The sequence below is a fragment of the Nonomuraea sp. C10 genome (genome assembly GCF_008017515.1).
Classification (GTDB): domain Bacteria; phylum Actinomycetota; class Actinomycetes; order Streptosporangiales; family Streptosporangiaceae; genus Nonomuraea; species Nonomuraea ferruginea.
On the sequence record NZ_VPFF01000001.1, the window covers coordinates 6,284,923 to 6,304,440 of the forward strand.

Annotated in this window: 21 protein-coding genes, 1 tRNA gene and 1 riboswitch; of the genes, 14 read left to right on the plus strand and 8 right to left on the minus strand. The window is 71.8% G+C overall.

Annotated features, from left to right (window positions below):
- Positions 1-174: 174 nt before the first annotated feature.
- The 3 genes from FR742_RS28785 (at position 175) to FR742_RS28795 (ending at position 4,428) form a co-directional block, all read left to right on the plus strand.
- Entirely contained in the window at positions 175-1,551 is a 1,377-nt protein-coding gene (locus FR742_RS28785) for a DUF4331 domain-containing protein (protein WP_148033836.1), read from the plus strand.
- Positions 1,552-1,666: 115 nt separating this feature from the next.
- Complete coding sequence (locus FR742_RS28790) at positions 1,667-2,863, plus strand: lipopolysaccharide assembly protein LapB (protein ID WP_148033837.1); 1,197 nt, start codon at positions 1,667-1,669, stop codon at positions 2,861-2,863.
- Positions 2,860-4,428, plus strand: a complete 1,569-nt coding sequence (locus FR742_RS28795; RefSeq protein ID WP_261808797.1) for a High-affinity nickel-transporter — start codon at positions 2,860-2,862, stop codon at positions 4,426-4,428. Before FR742_RS28790 ends, FR742_RS28795 begins: the two co-directional genes overlap by 4 nt.
- A gap of 12 nt (positions 4,429-4,440) precedes the next feature.
- On the opposite strand, the gene FR742_RS28800 is transcribed toward FR742_RS28795, so the two are convergent.
- The 4 genes from FR742_RS28800 to FR742_RS28815 are packed head-to-tail and all read right to left on the minus strand — an operon-like array spanning position 4,441 to position 6,958.
- Positions 4,441-5,097, minus strand: coding sequence for a nucleotidyl transferase AbiEii/AbiGii toxin family protein (locus FR742_RS28800; RefSeq protein ID WP_261808798.1), 657 nt, complete (start codon positions 5,095-5,097; stop codon positions 4,441-4,443).
- A gap of 35 nt (positions 5,098-5,132) precedes the next feature.
- Positions 5,133-5,450 (minus strand): hypothetical protein, encoded by a 318-nt coding sequence (locus tag FR742_RS28805; RefSeq protein WP_148033839.1) that lies wholly within the window; start codon positions 5,448-5,450, stop codon positions 5,133-5,135.
- A 3-nt stretch (positions 5,451-5,453) separates the two neighbouring features.
- Complete coding sequence (locus FR742_RS28810) at positions 5,454-6,212, minus strand: hypothetical protein (RefSeq protein WP_148033840.1); 759 nt, start codon at positions 6,210-6,212, stop codon at positions 5,454-5,456.
- 41 nt (positions 6,213-6,253) lie between these two features.
- Positions 6,254-6,958 carry a FadR/GntR family transcriptional regulator gene (locus FR742_RS28815; RefSeq protein ID WP_148033841.1) on the minus strand — a complete coding sequence of 235 codons (705 nt, stop codon included), beginning with the start codon at positions 6,956-6,958 and terminating at the stop codon, positions 6,254-6,256.
- 122 nt (positions 6,959-7,080) lie between these two features.
- Between FR742_RS28815 and FR742_RS28820 the strand changes: the two genes are divergently transcribed.
- The 7 genes from FR742_RS28820 to FR742_RS28850 all read left to right on the plus strand — a co-directional run bounded on the left by FR742_RS28820 (position 7,081) and on the right by FR742_RS28850 (position 14,439).
- Positions 7,081-8,451, plus strand: coding sequence for a glutamine synthetase family protein (locus tag FR742_RS28820; RefSeq protein ID WP_148033842.1), 1,371 nt, complete (start codon positions 7,081-7,083; stop codon positions 8,449-8,451).
- 44 nt (positions 8,452-8,495) lie between these two features.
- Positions 8,496-9,788 (plus strand): aldehyde dehydrogenase, encoded by a 1,293-nt coding sequence (locus FR742_RS28825; RefSeq protein WP_261808890.1) that lies wholly within the window; start codon positions 8,496-8,498, stop codon positions 9,786-9,788.
- 4 nt (positions 9,789-9,792) lie between these two features.
- A complete protein-coding gene (locus FR742_RS28830; protein WP_148033844.1) occupies positions 9,793-10,557 on the plus strand; it encodes a 3-oxoacyl-ACP reductase in 765 nt (254 codons plus the stop codon).
- Positions 10,554-11,282, plus strand: coding sequence for a gamma-glutamyl-gamma-aminobutyrate hydrolase family protein (locus FR742_RS28835; protein WP_148033845.1), 729 nt, complete (start codon positions 10,554-10,556; stop codon positions 11,280-11,282). The genes FR742_RS28830 and FR742_RS28835 overlap by 4 nt, the downstream gene beginning before the upstream one ends.
- 17 nt (positions 11,283-11,299) lie before the next feature.
- Positions 11,300-11,397: riboswitch (glycine riboswitch) on the plus strand.
- A gap of 130 nt (positions 11,398-11,527) precedes the next feature.
- Positions 11,528-12,619: a glycine cleavage system aminomethyltransferase GcvT gene (gcvT, locus tag FR742_RS28840; RefSeq protein WP_148033846.1), complete on the plus strand. Its 1,092-nt coding sequence runs from the start codon at positions 11,528-11,530 to the stop codon at positions 12,617-12,619.
- On the plus strand, positions 12,616-13,005 hold the full coding sequence (gene gcvH / locus FR742_RS28845; RefSeq protein ID WP_148033847.1) for a glycine cleavage system protein GcvH: 390 nt from the start codon (positions 12,616-12,618) through the stop codon (positions 13,003-13,005). The genes gcvT and gcvH overlap by 4 nt, the downstream gene beginning before the upstream one ends.
- A 57-nt stretch (positions 13,006-13,062) precedes the next feature.
- Positions 13,063-14,439, plus strand: a complete 1,377-nt coding sequence (locus FR742_RS28850) for an L-serine ammonia-lyase (RefSeq protein ID WP_148033848.1) — start codon at positions 13,063-13,065, stop codon at positions 14,437-14,439.
- A gap of 26 nt (positions 14,440-14,465) precedes the next feature.
- Here the strand turns inward: FR742_RS28850 and FR742_RS28855 are convergent, their stop codons facing one another.
- Together FR742_RS28855 and FR742_RS28860 are read right to left on the minus strand one after the other, a co-directional pair.
- A complete protein-coding gene (locus tag FR742_RS28855) occupies positions 14,466-14,975 on the minus strand; it encodes a hypothetical protein (RefSeq protein WP_148033849.1) in 510 nt (169 codons plus the stop codon).
- Positions 14,975-15,574, minus strand: a complete 600-nt coding sequence (locus FR742_RS28860; RefSeq protein ID WP_148033850.1) for a DUF6286 domain-containing protein — start codon at positions 15,572-15,574, stop codon at positions 14,975-14,977. Before FR742_RS28860 ends, FR742_RS28855 begins: the two co-directional genes overlap by 1 nt.
- A 138-nt stretch (positions 15,575-15,712) precedes the next feature.
- Here FR742_RS28860 and FR742_RS28865 point away from each other — a divergent pair, with 138 nt between their 5' ends.
- Positions 15,713-16,903 carry an amino acid deaminase/aldolase gene (locus FR742_RS28865; RefSeq protein ID WP_148033851.1) on the plus strand — a complete coding sequence of 397 codons (1,191 nt, stop codon included), beginning with the start codon at positions 15,713-15,715 and terminating at the stop codon, positions 16,901-16,903.
- A 30-nt stretch (positions 16,904-16,933) separates the two neighbouring features.
- Here FR742_RS28865 and FR742_RS28870 read toward each other — a convergent pair whose 3' ends face one another.
- Positions 16,934-17,263, minus strand: coding sequence for a DUF3618 domain-containing protein (locus tag FR742_RS28870; protein ID WP_148033852.1), 330 nt, complete (start codon positions 17,261-17,263; stop codon positions 16,934-16,936).
- A gap of 112 nt (positions 17,264-17,375) precedes the next feature.
- Here FR742_RS28870 and bcp point away from each other — a divergent pair, with 112 nt between their 5' ends.
- From bcp to FR742_RS28885, 3 genes are all read left to right on the plus strand, one after another.
- Positions 17,376-17,849 carry a thioredoxin-dependent thiol peroxidase gene (gene bcp, locus FR742_RS28875; protein WP_148033853.1) on the plus strand — a complete coding sequence of 158 codons (474 nt, stop codon included), beginning with the start codon at positions 17,376-17,378 and terminating at the stop codon, positions 17,847-17,849.
- Positions 17,850-17,912: 63 nt separating this feature from the next.
- Entirely contained in the window at positions 17,913-18,395 is a 483-nt protein-coding gene (locus tag FR742_RS28880) for an HNH endonuclease signature motif containing protein (protein ID WP_148033854.1), read from the plus strand.
- Positions 18,386-18,458: transfer RNA gene (locus FR742_RS28885), tRNA-Leu, on the plus strand. The genes FR742_RS28880 and FR742_RS28885 overlap by 10 nt, the downstream gene beginning before the upstream one ends.
- 59 nt (positions 18,459-18,517) lie before the next feature.
- Here the strand turns inward: FR742_RS28885 and FR742_RS28890 are convergent.
- The gene (locus FR742_RS28890; protein WP_148033855.1) at positions 18,518-19,471 is read right to left on the minus strand and encodes a 2-hydroxyacid dehydrogenase; all 954 of its coding nucleotides are present in this window, start codon (positions 19,469-19,471) and stop codon (positions 18,518-18,520) included.
- Between the last annotated feature and the right edge of the window lie 47 nt (positions 19,472-19,518).

The window sequence follows — 19,518 nt, forward strand, 5'->3', positions numbered from 1 at the left end:
CGCGCGCGTTCCGCACCCGTCAACCTAAATTGACTCCTTTGGTATGTCAACTTCGGTTGACGACTCCTCCTTGAGGATGAGAGCGACATCCGCCCGCCCCCGTCACGCGAATAGGGCGCGAGGAACCCGGCCGGAACCTCGTCATCGATCAGCACCTTTCCGAAAGGACCGACCATGGAGCACCGGATCGACCGGCGCGCCCTCATCGGACTCGGCGTCGCGGTGGCCCTGACGGCCTCCTCGCTCGCGATGTTCCGTACGGACTCCGGCACGGCCTCCTCGCACCGCGAGGCGCCCGCCGTCATCGGCGACCCGCTCAACGACAACACCGACGTGTACGCGTTCGTCAGCCCGGACAAGCCCGGCACCGTGACCCTGCTGTCGAACTGGATCCCGTTCCAGGAGCCGCAGGGCGGGCCGAACTTCTACCCGTTCGACACCAGGTCGCGCTACAACATCAAGATCGACAACGACGGCGACGCCAAGCCCGACATCACCTACCAGTGGACCTTCCGCAACGAGGACCGGCGCGGCAACGCCACCTTCCTCTACAACAACGGACCGGTCACCTCGCTCGACGACCAGAACCTGCTCTTCCGCCAGCGCTACACGCTCAGGCGCATCACCGAGAACGGCAGCAGCACGCTCGTCTCCAACGGCATCGTCGCGCCGAGCAACGTCGGCCCCGCGTCCATGCCGAACTACGGCACCCTGCGCTCCCAGGCGATCACCAGCCTGAAGGGCGGCGGCAAGACCCTCGCGGGCCAGTCGGACGAGGCGTTCTTCCTCGACCTGCGCGTCTTCGACCTGCTGTACGGGGGCGACCTGTCCGAGGTGGGCCGGGACACGCTCAAGGGCTACAACGTCAACACGCTCGGCCTGCAGGTGCCGAAGGAGGACCTCGCGCTCAAGGGCGACCCCAAGCGCAACCCGGTCGTCGGCGTCTGGTCCACCACCGACAAGCACAACGGCGGCAAGTTCGTCCAGGTCTCCCGCCTGGGCAACCCGCTGGTCAACGAGGTGGTGTCCCCCGCCGGGCTGAAGGACGCCTTCAACGCGCTGCCGCCCGCCAAGGACGCCGACGTGGCCGCCCTGGTCAAGCGGGTCACCGACCCCGAGGTGGCCAGGCTGCTCGCGTCCATCTACGGCATCAAGGCGCCCGCCACTCCGCGCAAGGATCTCGTCCAGATCTTCCTGACCGGGATCGCCAAGGGCAACGGGCCGATCGCGGCCGACCTGAACGCGCAGTCGCTGAACAAGGACGCGGGCAAGCTCCGCCCGGCCGAGATGCTCAGGCTCAACATGTCGATCCCGCCCAGCAAGGACCCGAACAGGCTGGGCGTGCTCGGCGGTGACCTGCAGGGCTTCCCCAACGGCCGCCGGCTCGCCGACGACGTGGTGGACATCGAACTGCAGGCCGTCGCGGGCGCCGCGCAGTCCGGCAAGCTCATCCCCGCCCTGACCGACAAGGTGGACATGAACGACAAGCCGTTCGGCGGCACGTTCCCGTACATCCCGCTCCCCAGCACCGCCTCGGTCAACCAGCGCTGACCCCCGCCCGGCCGACCTTCTCCCGGTGGCGGGCCCTCTCCCGCCCCGCCGCCCCAGGACCGGTCGGCCGCTCCGGCGGCCGGCCGGTTGTTTCCCACGACTCCGGAGCCCTTCGATGCGTTCACTACTCCTGCTGGCAGGTCTCGTCCTGACCGGCGCGCTGCTGTTCACCGTCTTCGGCGTCGCCGCCGCACCGGCCGGCGCGCCGGCGCCCGCGGCCGGGCGGGAAACCCTGCAGGACCGGCTCAAGCGGCTGCCGGACGACCACCGAGGCTGGGCCCAGCTCGGCGTCCAGTACGTCGACCAGGCCAGGATCAGCGGCGACCCGTCGTACTACACCAAGGCGGAAGGCGCGCTCGACACCGCCGCCCGGCTCAGCCCGCGCGACGACGCCGTCCTGACCGGCCAGGCCACGCTCGCCGCCGGTCGCCACGAGTTCGCCGAGGCCGAGCGGCTGGCCGAGCGGGCGCTCGACGCCAACGCCTACAGCGCGGCCGCGTACGGGGTGCTCGCCGACGCCCGCGTCCAGCTCGGCGACCTGCGCGGCGCGCGGGAGGCGGTCGAGCGGATGCTGGGCCTGCGGCCCGGCGTCGCGTCCTTCGCGCGCGCCTCGTACGCGGCCGAGCTGCGCGGAGACCTCGACGGCGCGCGCCGCTACCTCCAGTACGCCCACGAGGACGCGCGCGTCCCCGCCGATCTCGCCTACGCCCGCCACCAGCTCGGCGAGCTGGCCCTGCACGCCCACGACTTCGAGACGGCCGACCGGTGGTACGCCAGGGCGCTGGAGGCCGACCCCGGCCACACGCCCGCCCTCGCCGGCCGGGCCAGGGCCGCCGCGCTCGGCGGCCGGCTGGACGAGGCGCTCACCCGGTACGAGGGCGTGGTCCGGCGGCTGCCGCTGCCCCAGTATCTGATCGAGCAGGGCGAGGTGCGGCTCAAGGCGGGCCTGCCCGCCGACTGGACGCTGCTGGACGCCCAGCGCGACCTGCTCGCCAGGACGGGCGTCCGCGACGACCTGACGTGGGCCGAGTTCGAGGCCGACCACGGCGACCCCGACGAGGCGGTGCGGCACGCCCGTGCCGAGTACGCCCGCAACCCCGGCCTGATCGCCGCCGACGCGCTCGGCTGGGCGCTGTTCAAGGCCGACCGGCCGCGCGAGGCTCTGCGGTACGCGAAACAGGCCACCTCGACCGGCTGGCGGCATCCCGTCCTCCGCTACCACCGCGCCGAGATCGAACGATCCCTCGGCCGCGACGTCCCCCTCGACCCCCGCTTCGACCCGGAGCTGGCCACCCTGGCGAGGTTCTCATGACCGACCCCGAGCTCACCCCCCTCACCGAAGCCCCCTCCCACCCCAGGAAATCGGCCGCCACTCCCGACCAGGTCCGTAACACCGCCCGCACACCGAACCGGACCCACCCCACAGAACGGGCCGACCTCCCGGAAGACGCCCGTCACGCCGCCTCGCGCAGGATCTGGTGGCGGTTGGGGGTCTTGCTGCTCGGGCTGGTGCCGGTGTTCCTGAGCGTGCCGGCGCGGGCCGCCGCCGCGCATCCGCTGGGGAACTTCACGGTCAACCACTACAACGGGCTGACCGTCTCCGGCGGGCAGGTGGAGAACCTGGCCGTGGTGGACCTGGCGGAGCTGCCCACGCTGCAGGCCAGGACGGAGGTGGACGCCACCTACGCCTCCCGCCGCTGCGCCGCGCTCGCCGCCGCCCAGCGGCTGACGGTGGGCGGCGCGGCCGTCCCTTGGCGGGTGGTACGGGCCGGGCACGCGTACACGCCGGGCCAGGGCGGGCTCAGGACCAGCCGCCTGACCTGCGACCTGGTGGCGGAGACCGCCGTGTCCGGGGCGGTGACGTTCACCGACGGCTTCGAGCAGGACCGGATCGGCTGGCGTGAGATCACCGCGACCGGCGCAGGGGTCCGGCTCGCCGACGCCACCGTGCCCCAGTCCAGCGTGAGCGGAGAACTGCGCAGGTACCCGGACGACCTGCTGACGTCACCGCTGGACCAGCGGACGGCCTCGTTCACCGTCTCACGGCTCGGCGCCGGGACCGGGACCCCCACGTCCGGGACCCCCGGCCTCTCCGTCGGCGGACCCGTCGGTGAGGCGCTCGACGCGCTGGACCGGACGTTCACCGGGCTCGTCGGCGCCGACTCGCTGACCGTGCCGCTCGGGCTGCTGGCGCTGGGCCTGGCGGTGGTGCTGGGGGCCGGGCACGCGCTGATCCCCGGGCACGGGAAGACCGTCATGGCCGCCTACCTGGCGGGGCGCCGCGGACGGCCCAGGGACGCGCTCGTCGTGGGCGCCACGGTGACGGCCACCCACACCGTGGGGGTGCTGGCGGTGGGGCTCGCGCTGAGCGTCTTCACGGCCCTGGCCGGCGAGTCGGTGCTGGCCTGGCTGGGGGTGGCCGGCGGCGTGCTGATCGCCGCCATCGGCCTCCGCCTGATCCACACCGCCCGCCGCTCCCGGAACGCCCAGGCCGTCGGGCACGGGCACGGCCATGGGCACGGCCATGGACACGGCCATGGACACGGCCACGGGCATCGGAGGAGTGGGCTGGTGGGGCTGGGGGTGGCCGGTGGGCTGGTGCCGAGCCCGTCGGCGCTGGTCGTGCTGCTGGGCGCGGTCGCGCTGGGCCGGACCTGGTTCGGGGTGGCGCTGGTGACCGCCTACGGGGTCGGCATGGCCGCCACCCTGACCGTCACCGGCCTGCTGCTGGTCAAGCTGGTCGACCGGCTGGAGGCGCGGGCGTCGGCGGGCCGCCGGCTCGCCGCCCGCCTGTCGGGCGCGGCCCCGCTGGGCACGGCCGTGATGGTGGTGCTCCTCGGCGCCGGACTGGCCCTCCGCTCAGCCGTGACGCTGTGACCACCCGATGCCTCAGTCGACCCCGGGCAGATCGGAGACGTCGTACTCGGCATCACCGTCGTCGGCCCGCCGCATCTTGATGTCGTCCGCCCACGCCGAGGTCAGCCTCCGGATGTCTCGCACCCGGTCCGCGGTCACCCCGTAGGCCGCGAACTCCTCGTCGGCGATGAACTCCACGAACTCCAGTCGCATGACGAGCTCGGGAAGTGAGAAGTCCTCCGCGTGCAGGCCGCCCAAACGCTCCAGATCTCTGAAGGAGTAGAGGTGGGCCACGGCGGCGATGTCGATGACATCCCGGGCCAGGCTGCGTTCGTACAGTGCCCGCATCTTCAGGCCCACGGCGTCGTCGAGCGCGACGACCCGCAGTTCGCCGCACACGCTGGGCTGCTGCTGGAGCGCCTCCCTGAGGAGGTCCACCTCACAGTGCTCCTCCGTCGAGGGATCCTTGAGGAGCAGTCGCCCGTACCGGGGTGTCACCTCCAGCACGGACACCTCCAGACCGGCGGCGCGGAGCGCCCGGGCGATCCCCTCCGCCACCTCCGGCAGCGGCGTGTCCGCACTGGTGGCGAAGTCCAGGTCGGTGCTCGGCCGGTCCATGAATCCGTGCGCCCGCATCGCGTGCCCGCCCGCGAGCAGCAGATGGAAGCGCTCGCATGCCGGCAGAACCATTCCCAGCACCCGTTCCTGGAACGGCGGGAAGCGGATCACGGGAGCATGCCGAGGGCCAGCTTGTGCTCCCAGGCCCGGCGGTGGCCCGGGCCGAGCCCTTTCCTGAGCAGCGGCCAGTCGGCGGTCAGGTGGCGTGCGTTGAGGTATCTCTCCGCGTCCACGCGCCCGCCGCCCGTGATCACCATGCGGTACATCGACAGCCTCAGGCGCAGATCGGCCAGGTCGTACTCGCGGGGGCCCGACCATGACAGGTGGGGCGGCAGCGCCACCTTGCCGTCCACGGGTCCGCGCAGGTCCGTGAGCGAGTCGGGGATCTGGGCCAGCAGCCCGTCAGACCTGGAGGGAAGCGCCATGGCTCAAGTATGGCGGCGCAGACGGCGGGTGGAAGGCAGGTCGTGGCGGCCCGAGAGGAACTCCTGGAAGGCGATCTTGGCCCGGATCGCCGGCCGGCGCCAGCGTTCCTCCCGGTGGATGGCCTTGGCCATCTTGCGCGGCGAGCGCCCGACGAAGAACCAGTGGGCCCACGGCGACCCAGGCCGGGCCAGCCGCACCGCGCCCACCAGCAGCAGGAAGGGGAGGAACAGCCCCGCCATGCCGGTCCAGATCTTCCCCTTGAGCAGCGTGATCACGGCCAGCACCAGGTTGCCCAGGATCAGCGCCGCCGGGTCGACCAGCGGCGGGCCGAAGTCCCAGCTGAGCGGCCGCAGCCCGATGAGCAGCAGCCCGGTGACCGCCACGGCGATGAACACCGCGTCCACCGAGGTGCGCCCCTCCTCCTCCCAGTAGACGTCGTGCAGGTGGAGGATCAGCGCGAACTCGTCGAGCACCAGGGCCGACCCGATCCCGAACACCGACGCCGCGACCGCGTGCCCCACCTGCGACGCGCCGGAGACGACCATCCCGGCCACCCCGCCGACCAGCATGAGCACGACCCCGAACACCACGTGGTGGATGTGCATCTCGCCCACGTTGACGTTGCGGAACCAGCCGACCTTGGCCCTGATCAGCCGTACGTTGATGCGGGTGGCGATGAACGCCACGATGAGCGCGACGAAGAAACAGAACAGCGGCAGCCGTCCCGTCGCGATGATGCTTCCGTGAAACCATTTCTCCATGACCGTGAACCGACTCTACGAGCCTGTGGGCAGTGGTGCGGTCAGGAGAGGAATCCGCGCAGAAGGGCGGCCGTGCCTTCCAGGTGTTCGCCCATGGCGCGGCCGGCCCCCTCGGGATCGCCCGCCAGGATGGCCGCCACGATCGCCCGGTGCTGCGCGGCCGCGTGGTCGAGGTTGACCTGGAGCATGGGGATGGCGTTGAGCAGGTCGCTCACCCGCAGGCGGGCGTCGGCGCAGGCGGACGCGAGCAGGGCGGACCCGGTCAGCTCGGCGATCGACAGGTGGAAGGCGGTGTCGAGGCGGCGGTAGTCCTCCAGCGAGGCGCCGTCCAGGTCGGCCAGCCTGCGCCTGAGCGTGTCGCGCTGCCCGCCGGTCAGCTCCATCCCGGCCAGCGCCTGCGCGGCGCCGCACTCGACGGCCAGGCGGAAGGTGAGCGCGTCCGCCAGGTCGTCGGTGCCCATGTCGGCGACCGCCTTGCGCAGGTCGGCCGGCCCCGGCCGGGGCGGCACATAGGTGACGAACGCGCCGCCGTAACGGCCGCGCCGCACGTCGAGGTAGCCCGCGTCCTGCAGGGCGCGGATGGCCTCGCGCAGCGTCACCCTGCTGATGCCGAGCTGGACGGCCAGCTCGCGCTCGGGCGGGAGCTTGTCTCCCGGCGCCACCACGCCCAGCTTGATCGCCTGCAGGAGCCGTTCGACGGTCTCCTCGAAGGCGTTTCCGGCTCTCACGGGGCGCAGCACCGTCATCAAACGCGCCGACTCGTCCAACGTGTCCTCAGGTCTTGACAAGCGATCCCGCCATACACATCAATGGTCTGAGACTAGCCCAATCAACGGGAAACCGCCTCCTGCGAGATCGGAGCCAGCACGTGAGCGAGCGGTCCAGTCATGGCTTCCTCACCGTCGACGAGCTACGGCAGGAGGTCGCGGCGGGCCTGGTCGACACGGTGCTGCTGGCCATCGCCGACATGCAGGGCCGCCTCCAGGGCAAGCGCCTGTCCGCGCGCTACTTCCTCGACGAGGTGCTGCACCACGGCTCCGAGGGGTGCAACTACCTGCTCGCCGTCGACGTCGACATGAACACGGTCGGCGGATACGCGATGTCGTCCTGGGATCGCGGGTACGGGGACTTCGTGATGCGGCCCGACCTGTCGACGCTGCGGCGGGTGCCCTGGCAGGAGGGCACCGCCCTGGTCATGGCCGACCTCACCTGGGAGGACGGCGGCGAGGTGACCGCCTCGCCGCGCCAGATCCTCCGCCGCCAGCTCGCCCGGCTCCAGGAACGCGGCCTGCGCGCCTGCGTCGGCACCGAGCTGGAGTTCGTCGTCTACGAGGACTCGTACGAGGGAGCCTGGAACCGCGCCTACCGCGACCTGACCCCCGCCAACCTCTACAACGTCGACTACTCGCTGCTCGGCACCGCCCGCGTCGAGCCGCTGCTGCGCCGCATCCGGCGCGACATGGAGGGCGCGGGCCTGTACGTGGAGTCCGCCAAGGGCGAGTGCAACCCGGGCCAGCACGAGATCACCTTCCGCTACGCCGAGGCGCTGGCCACCTGCGACAACCACGCCGTCTACAAGAACGGCGCCAAGGAGATCGCCGCCCAGGAGGGCAGGTCGATCACCTTCATGGCCAAGCCGAACGACCGCGAGGGCAACTCCTGCCACATCCACATCTCGCTGCGCGGGGCGGACGGCGAGCTGGTGATGGCGGGCGACGGGCCGTACGGGCTCTCGCCGCTGGGTCAGCGGTTCATCGCCGGCCAGCTCGCCTGCCTGCGCGAGCTCACCCTTCTGTACGCGCCCAACATCAACTCCTACAAGCGGTTCGTGCCCGGCAGCTTCGCGCCCACGGCCGTCAAGTGGGGCGTCGACAACCGCACCTGCGCGCTGCGCCTGGTCGGCCACGGCCCCTCGCTGCGGGTGGAGAACCGGGTGCCGGGCGGCGACGTGAACCCGTACCTCGCCGTGGCCGCGCTGGTCGCGGCCGGCCTGCACGGCATCGACGGGGAGCTGGAGCTGGAGGAGGCGTTCGAGGGCAACGCCTACACCTCCGGCGCCGAGACCGTGCCGCACACCCTGCGCGACGCTCTGGCCCTGTTCGAGGGTTCCAAACTGGCCGGGGAGGAGTTCGGGGAGGACGTGGTGGCCCACTACGCCAACAACGCGCGGGTCGAGCTGGCCGCCTTCGACGCGGCGGTGACCGACTGGGAGATGTTCCGGGGATTCGAGCGCCTGTGAAGATCATCAATCCGGCGACGGAGCAGGTCGTGGCCGAGGTCGAGATGGCCGGGGCCGCCGCGGTCGACGAGGCCGTGGCCAGGGCCGCGAAGGCCTACCGGGAGTGGCGCGAGGTGGCCCCGGGCGACCGGGCGCGGCTGCTGCGCGGCTTCGCCGACCTGGTCGACGCGCACGCCGAGGAGCTGGCGATGCTGGAGGTGGCCAACGCCGGCCACCCCGTCGGCAACGCCCGCTGGGAGGCGGCCGCCGTCCGCGACGTGCTCCACTACTATTCCGGCGCTCCCGAGCGCAACCACGGCAGGCAGATCCCGGTGCCCGGCGGCGTGGACGTCACGTTCCAGGAACCGCTGGGCGTGGTGGGCGTGATCGTGCCGTGGAACTTCCCGATGCTGATCATGTCGTGGGGCGTCGCGCCGGCCCTCGCGGCGGGCAACACGGTCATCGTCAAGCCCGCCGAGCAGACCCCGCTGACCGCGCTGCGGCTGGCCGAGCTGGCCCTGGCGGCGGGCCTGCCCGAGGGGGTGCTCCAGGTCCTGCCCGGGGCAGGGGAGGTCGCGGGCGCCCGGCTGGTCGAGCACCCCGGCGTCGCCAAGATCGTGTTCACCGGCTCGACCGAGGTGGGCAAGGAGATCGCGGCCAAGGCCGCCGCCCACGTCAAGCGGCTCACGCTGGAGCTCGGCGGCAAGTCGGCCAACATCGTCTTCGCCGACGCCGACGTCGCCAAGGCCGCCGCCGCGGCCCCGTACGCGGTCTTCGACAACAGCGGTCAGGACTGCTGCGCCCGCTCCCGCGTGCTGGTGCAGGAGAGCGTGTACGACGAGTTCCTGGAGCGGTTGTCGGAGGCGGTGCGCGGGCTGCGCGTCGGCGACCCGCTCGACCCCGCCACCGAGATGGGCCCGCTGATCAGCGCCGAGCACCTGGCGCGGGTCCGCGGCTTCGTCGCCGACCCGTACCTGCAAGGTTCGTGCCCGCAGGGCCGCGGCTACTGGTTCCCGCCGACGGTGCTGACCTCGAACGTCACCGACCGGGCGTTCACCGAGGAGATCTTCGGCCCGGTCGTGTCCGTGGTGCCGTTCGCCGGCGAGGCCGACGCGGTCCGCATCGCCAACGACACCCGCTACGGCCTGTCCGGCTCCATCTGGACCCGCGACATCGGCCGGGCGCTGCGGGTGGCCCGCGCGGTCGAGTCCGGCGCGCTCTCGGTCAACTCCAACTCCTCCGTCCGCTACTGGACCCCGTTCGGCGGCTTCAAGGAGTCGGGGCTCGGCCGCGAGCTGGGCCCCGACGCGCTCGCCGCGTTCACCGAGACCAAGAACGTCTTCATCTCAACGGAGTAGCCCTATGCAGCGTTTGCTGGACCGCGTGGCCGTCATCACCGGAGCGGGCAGCGGCATCGGCCTGGCCACCGCGCACCGGTTCGCCGAGGAGGGCGCCAAGGTCGTCTGCGTCGACATCGACGAGGAGGCGGGCGCCAAGGCCGCCACCGAGGTCGGCGGCCTGTTCGTCAAGGCCGACGTGACCAGCGAGGACGACGTGGCGCGGATGTACGAGACCGCGTTCGAGACCTACGGGAGCGTGGACGTCGCGTTCAACAACGCGGGCATCTCGCCGCCCGACGACGACTCCATCCTGGAGACCGGCATCGACGCCTGGCGCCGGGTCCAGGAGGTCAACCTGACCAGCGTCTACCTGTGCTGCAGGCACGCCATCGGCTACATGCGCCGCCAGGGCAAGGGCTCGATCATCAACACCGCCTCGTTCGTGGCCGTCATGGGGTCGGCGACCTCGCAGATCTCCTACACCGCTTCCAAGGGCGGGGTGCTGGCCATGTCGCGCGAGCTGGGGGTGCAGTTCGCCCGCGAGGGCATCCGGGTCAACGCGCTGTGCCCGGGGCCGGTCAACACGCCGCTGCTCCAGGAGCTGTTCGCCAAGGACCCCGAGCGGGCGCAGCGGCGGCTGGTGCACGTGCCGCTCGGCCGCTTCGCCGAGGCATCGGAGATCGCGGCCGCGGCCGCCTTCCTGGCCAGCGACGACGCGTCGTTCATCACGGCGTCGCAGTTCCTGGTCGACGGGGGGATCTCCGGCGCGTACGTGACGCCGCTGTGAGCCGGCCCGTCATCGGTGTCAGCACCTACGTCGAACCCGCGCGGTTCACGGTGTGGGACCTGCCCGTGGCGCTGCTGCCGTACATGTACGTGGAGCAGGTGACGCGGGCGGGCGGGCAGCCGGTGCTCATCCCGCCGGCGGGCGATCCGGCGGCGCTGGTGACCCGGCTGGACGGGCTGATCCTGGCGGGCGGCGGGGACATCGACCCGGACCGGTACGGCGCGTCGCCCCACCCCCACACCGATTACATCCGGAAATTTCGCGACACCGCCGAGTTCGCCCTGATGACCGCGGCCCTGGAAGCCCGGACCCCCTTCCTGGGCGTCTGCCGGGGTCTCCAGGTCCTCAACATCGCCCTCGGCGGCACCCTCCACCAGCACCTGCCTGACGTCGTCGGCCACACCGGCCACTCCCCCGCCCCCGGCCGGTTCGGCCCCCTCCCCGTGCGCCCCACCGCCGGCAGCAAGCTCGCCAAGATCCTCGGCGGCGCCCCGGTCACCGTGCCCCACTACCACCACCAGGCCGTCGACCGCCTCGGCACGGGCCTGACGGTGACGGCCACCTCCGAGGACGGCACGATCGAGGCCGTGGAGCTCGACTCCCACCCGTTCGCCGTCGCCGTCCAGTGGCACCCGGAGGCCGCCGACGACTGCGCACTCTTCGAAGCCCTGGTCACGCACGCCGCGGAGTTCGCGGACGCGACAATTCACCCCGAAGGCCATTAGGCTTGCCACATCACCGTCGAAGCCGTGCGGGAGAGCGCCCTGACAGCCGGTCGGGGCCCCTGAAGGAGCAAGCCCTCCCCGCGAACCTCTCAAGGCAAAGGACCGTACGGCCGAGGTGTCCTCTGGAAAGCAGGTCCGCGCGACCTCGCCGAAGGTGAAAGTCCGGAAAAAAGCCGGGTGAAGCTCTCAGGCACCGACGACAGAGGGGGAGGATCCCGGCATCCGATCCTGTCCTGAGGTGCGACATGTCACGACCGACGCCGCTGAGAGACGTGCACGAGTCTCTCGGCGCCACCCTGACCGACTTCGCCGGCTGGCTCATGCCGCTGCGCTACGGCAGCGAGTCCGCGGAGCACAACGCGGTCCGCCAGGCGGCCGGGCTCTTCGACCTGTCGCACATGGGGGAGATCTTCCTCACCGGCCCGCAGGCGGCGGACGCCCTGGACTACGCCCTGGTGGGGCACCTGTCGGCGCTGGCGACCGGGCGGGCGCGCTACACGATGATCGTCGACGAGCGCGGCGGGGTGCTGGACGACCTCATCGTCTACCGGCTCGGCGACGAGGAGTTCATGGTCGTGGCCAACGCCTCGAACGCGGGCAAGGTCGCGGACGAGCTGATGACCCGTGCCAAGGCGTACGACGCGCGGGTCGAGGACCGCTCCGACGAGTACGCCCTCATCGCCGTCCAGGGCCCGCGCTCCCAGGAGATCCTCGCCACCCTCACCGACGCCGACCTGGCCGGGCTCAAGTACTACACCGGCCTGCCCGGCAGGGTCGACGGGCGGGAGGCGCTCATCGCCCGCACCGGCTACACCGGCGAGGACGGCTTCGAGCTGTTCGTGGCCGTCCAGGACGCGGTGCCGCTGTGGCACGCCCTTACCGCCGCCGGCGAACCGTACGGGCTGAAGCCGGCCGGGCTGTCCAGCCGTGACACGCTCCGCCTGGAGGCGGGCATGCCGCTGTACGGCAACGAGCTGAGCGCGGAGCTGACCCCGTTCGACGCGGGGATGGGCAGGGTGGTGAAATTCGACAAGCCGGGCGACTTCGTGGGCAGGTCGGCGCTGGAGGCGGTCAAGGACACCCCGCCGCGGCGCCGCCTGACCGGGCTGGTCGCGCGCGGCCGCCGGGTGCCCCGCCACGGATACCCGGTGACCAAGGACGGTGCCGTCGTCGGCGAGGTCACCAGCGGCGCGCCCTCACAGACGCTGGGCAAGCCCATCGCGCTGGCCTACGTCGACGCCGGCATCGACGCCGGCGAAGGTCTGGCCGTCGACATCAGGGGCAGGCAAGAACCCGTGGACGTGGTCGAGCTGCCCTTCTACAGGAGGAACAAGTGAGCAACATCCCTGACGACCTGAGCTACACCAAGGAGCACGAGTGGATCTCCGGCCTGGAGGACGGCCTGGTCGCCACGATCGGCATCACGGCCTTCGCCGCCGAGGCCCTCGGTGACGTGGTCTACGTGCAGCTCCCGGAGGTCGGCTCGACCGTGGAAGCCGGGGACTCGATCGGCGAGGTCGAGTCCACCAAGTCCGTGAGCGAGATCTACACGCCTGTCGGCGGCGAGGTGGTCGAGGTCAACCAGACCCTGGTGGACGACCCGTCGCTGGCCAACAGCGACCCGTACGGCGAGGGCTGGATGTTCAAGGTGCGCGCCGACGGCGACGCCGCCGACCTGCTCTCCGCCGAGGAGTACGCCGCCCTCACCTCGGGCGAGTCCTGACCCACCCGCCGGGGCCCGGCACCGGGCCCCGGCCCCGCGCGTGAAAGGCGCACATCAATGGCGATCAGCGTCTTCGACCTCTTCAAGATCGGGATCGGTCCGTCCAGCTCCCACACCGGCGGCCCGATGGCCGCCGCCCACCGGTTCGCGCGCGGCCTGCACCAGGACGGGCTGCTCGGCCGTACGGCACGTGTCGAGGCCATCCTGTACGGCTCCCTCGGCCTGACCGGCAAGGGCCACGGCAGCGACAAGGCCGTCCTGCTGGGCCTGTCGGGCGAGAAGCCCGAGCTGGTGGACGTCGACACCGTGGACGAGCGGCTGGCCGCGATGCGCGAGTCCGGCACGGTCCGGCTGTTCGGCGAGCGGGAGATCCCGTTCGTGATCGGCGAGGACCTGGTGTTCGAGCGGAAGATCTCGCTGCCGGAGCACCCGAACGGCATGCGCTTCACCGCCTACGACGAGGCGGGCGGGAGCCTGCGCGAGAAGGTGTACTTCTCGGTCGGCGGCGGCTTCGTGGTCGACGAGACCGCCACCGGCGCCGGCCGCATCAAGCCGGACGACACGGTCCTGCCCTACCCGTTCACCACCGGCGAGGAGCTGCTCAAGCACTGCTCGGCCACCGGCCTGTCGATCTCCGGGCTGATGCTGGAGAACGAGAAGGCGTTCGGCCTCGGCGAGGACGAGATCCGCGCCCGCGTCCTCGACCTCTGGCGGGTCATGACGGAGTGCGTGCGGCGGGGCATCGCCAAGGAAGGCGTGCTGCCCGGCGGGCTCAAGGTCAAGCGCCGCGCCCACCAGCTGCACCGCCGCCTGCAGGCCGAGTCCGCCGAGAAGGACCCGCTGCAGGCGATGGACTGGGTGTCGCTGTTCGCCCTGGCCGTCAACGAGGAGAACGCCGCCGGGGGCCGCATCGTCACCGCCCCCACCAACGGCGCGGCCGGCATCATCCCCGCCGTGCTCACGTACTACTCCCGCTTCACCCCGAACGCCGACGACGACGGCGTGATCCGCTTCCTGCTGACGGCGGCGGCGATCGGCGTGCTGTTCAAGGAGAACGCGTCCATCTCCGGCGCCGAGGTCGGCTGTCAGGGCGAGGTCGGCTCGGCCTGCTCGATGGCCTCGGCGGGGCTCACCGAGGTCCTCGGCGGCACCCCCGAGCAGGTGGAGAACGCCGCCGAGATCGGCATCGAGCACAACCTGGGCCTGACCTGCGACCCGATCGGCGGCCTGGTGCAGATCCCGTGCATCGAGCGGAACGCGGTCGCCTCCATCAAGGCCATCACCGCGGCCCGCATCGCGCTGCGCGGCGACGGCCGCCACCACGTGTCGCTCGACAAGGCCATCAAGACCATGCGCGACACCGGCAGGGACATGCTCGACAAGTACAAGGAGACCTCGCGCGGCGGCCTCGCCGTGAACGTCATCGAGTGCTGAGACGCTAATCCCAGGCGGCGTGAGGTCTAGCGACGGACGTGGATGCGGACCACCGCGCCCAGCTCGTCGTCGCGGACCTCACGCCGGATGCGGCCGACGATCTCCCGGTCCAGCTTGCCCACCACCGCGCCCACGTCCGCCCCCGGCGGGCAGGAGAGCGAGATCCGCAGCCGGGCCGTGCCTTCCAGCTCGCCGAGCACCCGCACCGCCGCCCGCGACAGCCCTTCCACGTCCTTGAGGCCCACGCAGAGCATCGCCGTGCCCGTGCCGGACCGCGTCCCGAACCGGCCCCAGCCGAGGCTCAGCAGCAGCCACCGGAGCGTCACCAGCGCGAGCACCACCAGCACCAGGGCCACCAGCCACGGCACCCACGGCTGCCCGCTCAGGGCGTCGGCGGTGCGCTCCGGCAGCACCCTGGCCCGCGGCGACAGCCCGCGCAGCTGGCCCTGGCCGCGCAGCCAGGCGAAGCCGCCGGCGATCAGCAGCACCGCGCCCACCACGGCCAGCCCCAGGCGGTTGCCTCCGTACTGCCGCATCACAGCCCCTTCCTGCGCAGCCGCACCACGACCTCACCCGTGCCGAGCGTGCCCAGCCCCGCCAGCCGGTCGCCCACCGCGGTGCCCACCTGCCTGAGCATCGCGCCCGACGACTCGGGGCCGGTCACCACGGTGACCTCGATGCGCCGCCTGCGCAGCCGTACCCTGACCCGGTCCACCCCGTCGGCCTGCCGCGCGACCTCGCGCAGCGTGCGGCGCAGGCCGGAGCGGGTGATGCCGATGACGATCAGCGGGTCCGTGGTCTCCACGGGTACGAGCCTGCACCGGCCCGGCAGCACCGCCAGCAGGAGCAGGCCCACGCCCAGGCCCGCGACCCCCAGCGCGGGCGCCGACAGATCCTTCCACGACGACGCGGACGCCAGCGCGGCGGCCTCGTCGATCGGCACCAGGCCCAGCGGCCGGGCCCACAGGCCCGCGACGATCTCCGCGGCGAGGAGCCCGAGCCCGGCGGTCAGCAGCGCCGCCACGGCCACACCGGCGGGCGTTCTGGCCGGCCGGAGCACCCGGCGGGATCTGCGGACCGGGGAGTCGCGCACCGTGGCGGAGGTACCGGGCAGAAGCTGCTGGAGCGTGGTCATCACAACCATCAGAGGTACACGGGCGAGGCTCCCGCTCGACCGTGTCCCCGCCGCCCGTTTGCAGGATCATTACGGGCCACGCGATCAATGCGAACCAGCCTCATGTTCAATTGCCGGTTATGCCGTTACGCTGCCGGTATGGACGACCGCCAGCGCTACGACCGTGCCACCGCCGCGCTCGAGCCGCCGTTCGCCATCCTCGACCTGGCCGCGATGCGCGCCAACGCCGCGAGCATGGTGCGCCGGGCCGCGGGCAAGCCGATCAGGGTGGCCACCAAATCACTCCGATCCCGGCCGGTGCTGGAGCGGGTGCTGGCCATCGAGGGCTTCCGCGGCCTGATGGCGTTCACCCTCCCCGAGGCGCTCTGGCTCGCGTCCCGAGGCCGCACCGACATCCTCGTCGCCTACCCCACCGCCGACCGGCAGGCCCTCGCCGCCCTGGCCGCGGACGCCGACGCCGCCCGGCACATCACGATCACCGTCGACTCGGCCGACCACCTCGCCTACCTGGACCAGGCGCTCTCCGGAGTCCACCCCCGGCACGAGATCCGGCTCTGCCTCGACATCGACGCCGGCTTCGTCGCCCTCGGCGGCCGGTTCAGGGCCGGCGCGCTGCGCTCCCCCGTCCGCGACGCCGACCAGGCCGCCCGCCTGGCCGCCGACATCGCCAAACGCCCCGGCTACCGGCTGGCCGGACTGCTCGCGTACGAGGCCCAGATCGCCGGCGTCGGCGACGCCCCCCAGAGCGCCGCCTACGGCCGCGTCGTGCGGCTCATGCAGGCCCTCTCGGCCAGAGAGCTCGTGATGCGCCGCGGCCGCATCGTCAACGCCGTCCGCCAGGTCGCCGACCTCGAGTTCGTCAACGGCGGCGGCACCGGCTCCATCGAACGCACCGTACGCGAGAAGGCCGTCACCGAGGTCGCCGCCGGATCCGGGCTCTTCCACCCGAGGTTGTTCGACTTCTACCGCGGCTTCACCGGCCACCCCGCCGCGATGTTCGCGCTCCCCGTCGTGCGCCGTCCCTCACCTGACACCGTGACCGTGCTCGGCGGCGGCTACATCGCCTCCGGCCCTCCGGGGACCGGCCGCGCGCCCCAGCCGTACCTGCCCGCCGGCCTGCGCTACAGCCGCGACGAGGGCGCGGGCGAGGTGCAGACCCCCCTCACCGGCCAGGCCGCCGAGGACCTGCGCGTCGGCGACCGCGTCTGGTTCAGGCACGCCAAGGCGGGCGAGCTGTGCGAGCGCTTCGACACCCTCCACCTCGTCGACGGCGACACCGTCGTGGAATCCGTGCCGACCTACCGCGGCGAGGGCAGGACGTTCCTCTGACCGCTTACCGCCGCCGTGTTCCTTTGACCGCTACCGGCGCCTGCGCCGCCGCCACAGCACCACGGCCGCCCCCAGCACCAGCACCGCGCCCACCCCGATCAGCACCGGGGCCAGATCCGGCGGCTCCTCGTCCCACAGCCGCTCGGGGTCCTGCCCCAGCTCCACCGGCCGCGGCGACATGCCCAGCGCGTCACTCACCTGCGCCACCAGGTTGCCCGCCCTGGTCTTCACGTCCGCCACCGTGCGCTCGGCGACCCGCTTCGGGCTCACCCGGTCGGCGATGGCATCCACCGTCTGCGCCAACTCCGCGCGCGTCCGCGCGATCCGCCGCTCCAGCTCATCAGGATCGGTGTCAGCCATGACTCTCCTTCCGGCGCGCTCCTGCTCGTGACGATCAGTCTGTCAGGTCATCACCCCGGACGGCACGCCAGCCCGGCCGGTAGGTTCTCCAGGAGAACCACGGGAGGACCTGATGACCGAATCCAAGCTCGCGCCCGGCGACGCCGCGCCCGAGTTCACGCTGCCCACCTCCGACGGCGGCAGCGTCTCTCTCGCCGACCACCGCGGCAAGCGCGTGATCCTCTACTTCTACCCCGCCGCCATGACACCCGGCTGCACCAAACAGGCCTGCGACTTCCGCGACAACCTCGGCCGGCTCACCGACGAGGGCTACGTCGTCCTCGGCGTCTCCAAGGACAAGCCCGCCAAACTCGCCAAGTTCGCCGAACGCGACGCCCTGACCTTCCCGCTCCTGTCGGACCCCGAGCTGGAGATCCACAAGGCGTACGGCGCGTTCGGGCTCAAGAAGCTGTACGGCAAGGAGGTCGAGGGCGTCATCCGCTCCACCTTCGTCATCGACCCCGCCGGAAAGATCGAACAGGCGCTGTACAACGTGCGAGCCACCGGCCACGTCGCAAGCCTCAAGAAGAAACTCGGCCTTTCCTGACCAAAAGGACTTCGCTCGTCCGCAAACCCTGAAACTGTCGGCCGGCTTTTCTAGCTTTACGACATGGCCGCTTATCAGAAGTACACGCGAGAGATGCTCGCCGAGGCGGCGGCGACTTCTCTCAGCGTTGCCGACGTGCTCCGCCGCCTCGGCATCAGATGGACCGGCGGCAGTCATGCACACATCAGCCGCCGCTTGAAGCACTTCGCCATCGACACCTCCCATTTCGTGGGGAGGGCGCACGGCAAGGGCAGGAGATCTCCCACTCTGCGCCCCTATCAGGAGATCCTCGTCCTCCGCCCGCCGGCGTCCATCCGCGAGAAGGCGCCCGCGCTGCGCCGGGCGTTGCGGGAAGCCGGGCTGCCCTACGCCTGCGCAGGCTGTAGGATTGACGGCACGTGGCAGGGAAAGCCGCTCACTCTCCATGTCGACCACATCAACGGTGACTGGCTCGACAATCGACAGGAGAATTTGCGATTCCTCTGTCCGAATTGCCATTCTCAGACCGCCAACTTCGCGGGCAAGGGAAAGGCGAAGGGGCCGTAGCCCAATGGCAGAGGCACAGTCTTTAGGTGGCTGGCAGTGTGGGTTCGAATCCCATCGGCCCTACATTTTCCTTCATTCTCGCCGGCAGATCGTGCTCCCTGCGTGGCGATTTCTGCTGTAGATCACGAGACCGTGTTGGCCGGTCGTTCACCGCGGGCGTACTTGGCTATCTGAGCGGCGGCCACCTGCCAGGCGCGGGCGTCGGCCTGGGGGACGTCGCCTGCCACATGTGGGGTGATGAGGACTCCGGGGGCGTGCCAGAGGGGGTGGTCCGGGGGCAGGGGTTCGGGGTCGGTGACGTCGAGGATGGCGCGCAGGCGGCCGGTGCGGGTCTCGGCGAGCAGGGCCTGGGTGTCGACGACGGGGCCGCGGGCCGCGTTGAGGAGGATGGCGCCGTCCTTCATGGCCGCGAGGAAGTCCTTGTCGGCGAGGTGGTGGGTGTCGGGGGTGAGGGGCAGCATGAGGGCGACCACGTCCTGGGCGGGCAGGAGGGCCGGCAGGTCGGCCATGGTGACGACGCCGGGGCGGGGGTGGCGGGCCATCATCGTGATGTGCGGGCCGAACGGCTCCAGGCGGGCGCGGAGCTGGACGCCGAGGTCGCCGGCGCCGAGGATGAGCACCCGCTTGTCCCAGAGCGTCTCGGCGACGTGCGGGTTCCAGCGGGCGGCGGCCTGGTCGGCGGCGAAGGCGGGCAGGTCGCGGGCGACGGCCAGCAGGGTGGCGGCGGCCCATTCGGCGACGGCGGGGCCGTGGGCGCCGCGCGCGTTCGACAGGGTGACATGGGCGGGCAGGCGGCCGGTCCAGTTGTCGGTGCCGGCGCTGAGCGTCTGCACGAGCCGGAGCGCGGGCAGCCGGTCGATGAGGGCGAGCACGCGGTCCACCGGGCGGGAGGGGATGACCATGACCTCGGCCGCCTCGGCGCCTTCCGGCGGTTCGTCGCGCACGTCGTACAGGAGCGCGGTGACGCCGTCGACGGCGGCGAGCGCGTCGAGGCCGCGCGGCTCGGGCACGAGGGCGATGAGGGGCTGGGTGGACGCTCCGGACTGGGCGGGCGTGATGGGCTTTTGTGTCGGCATGGTGTTCCCGGGGTTCGGCTGCCACGGGTTCATTCCCCGTATCGGAT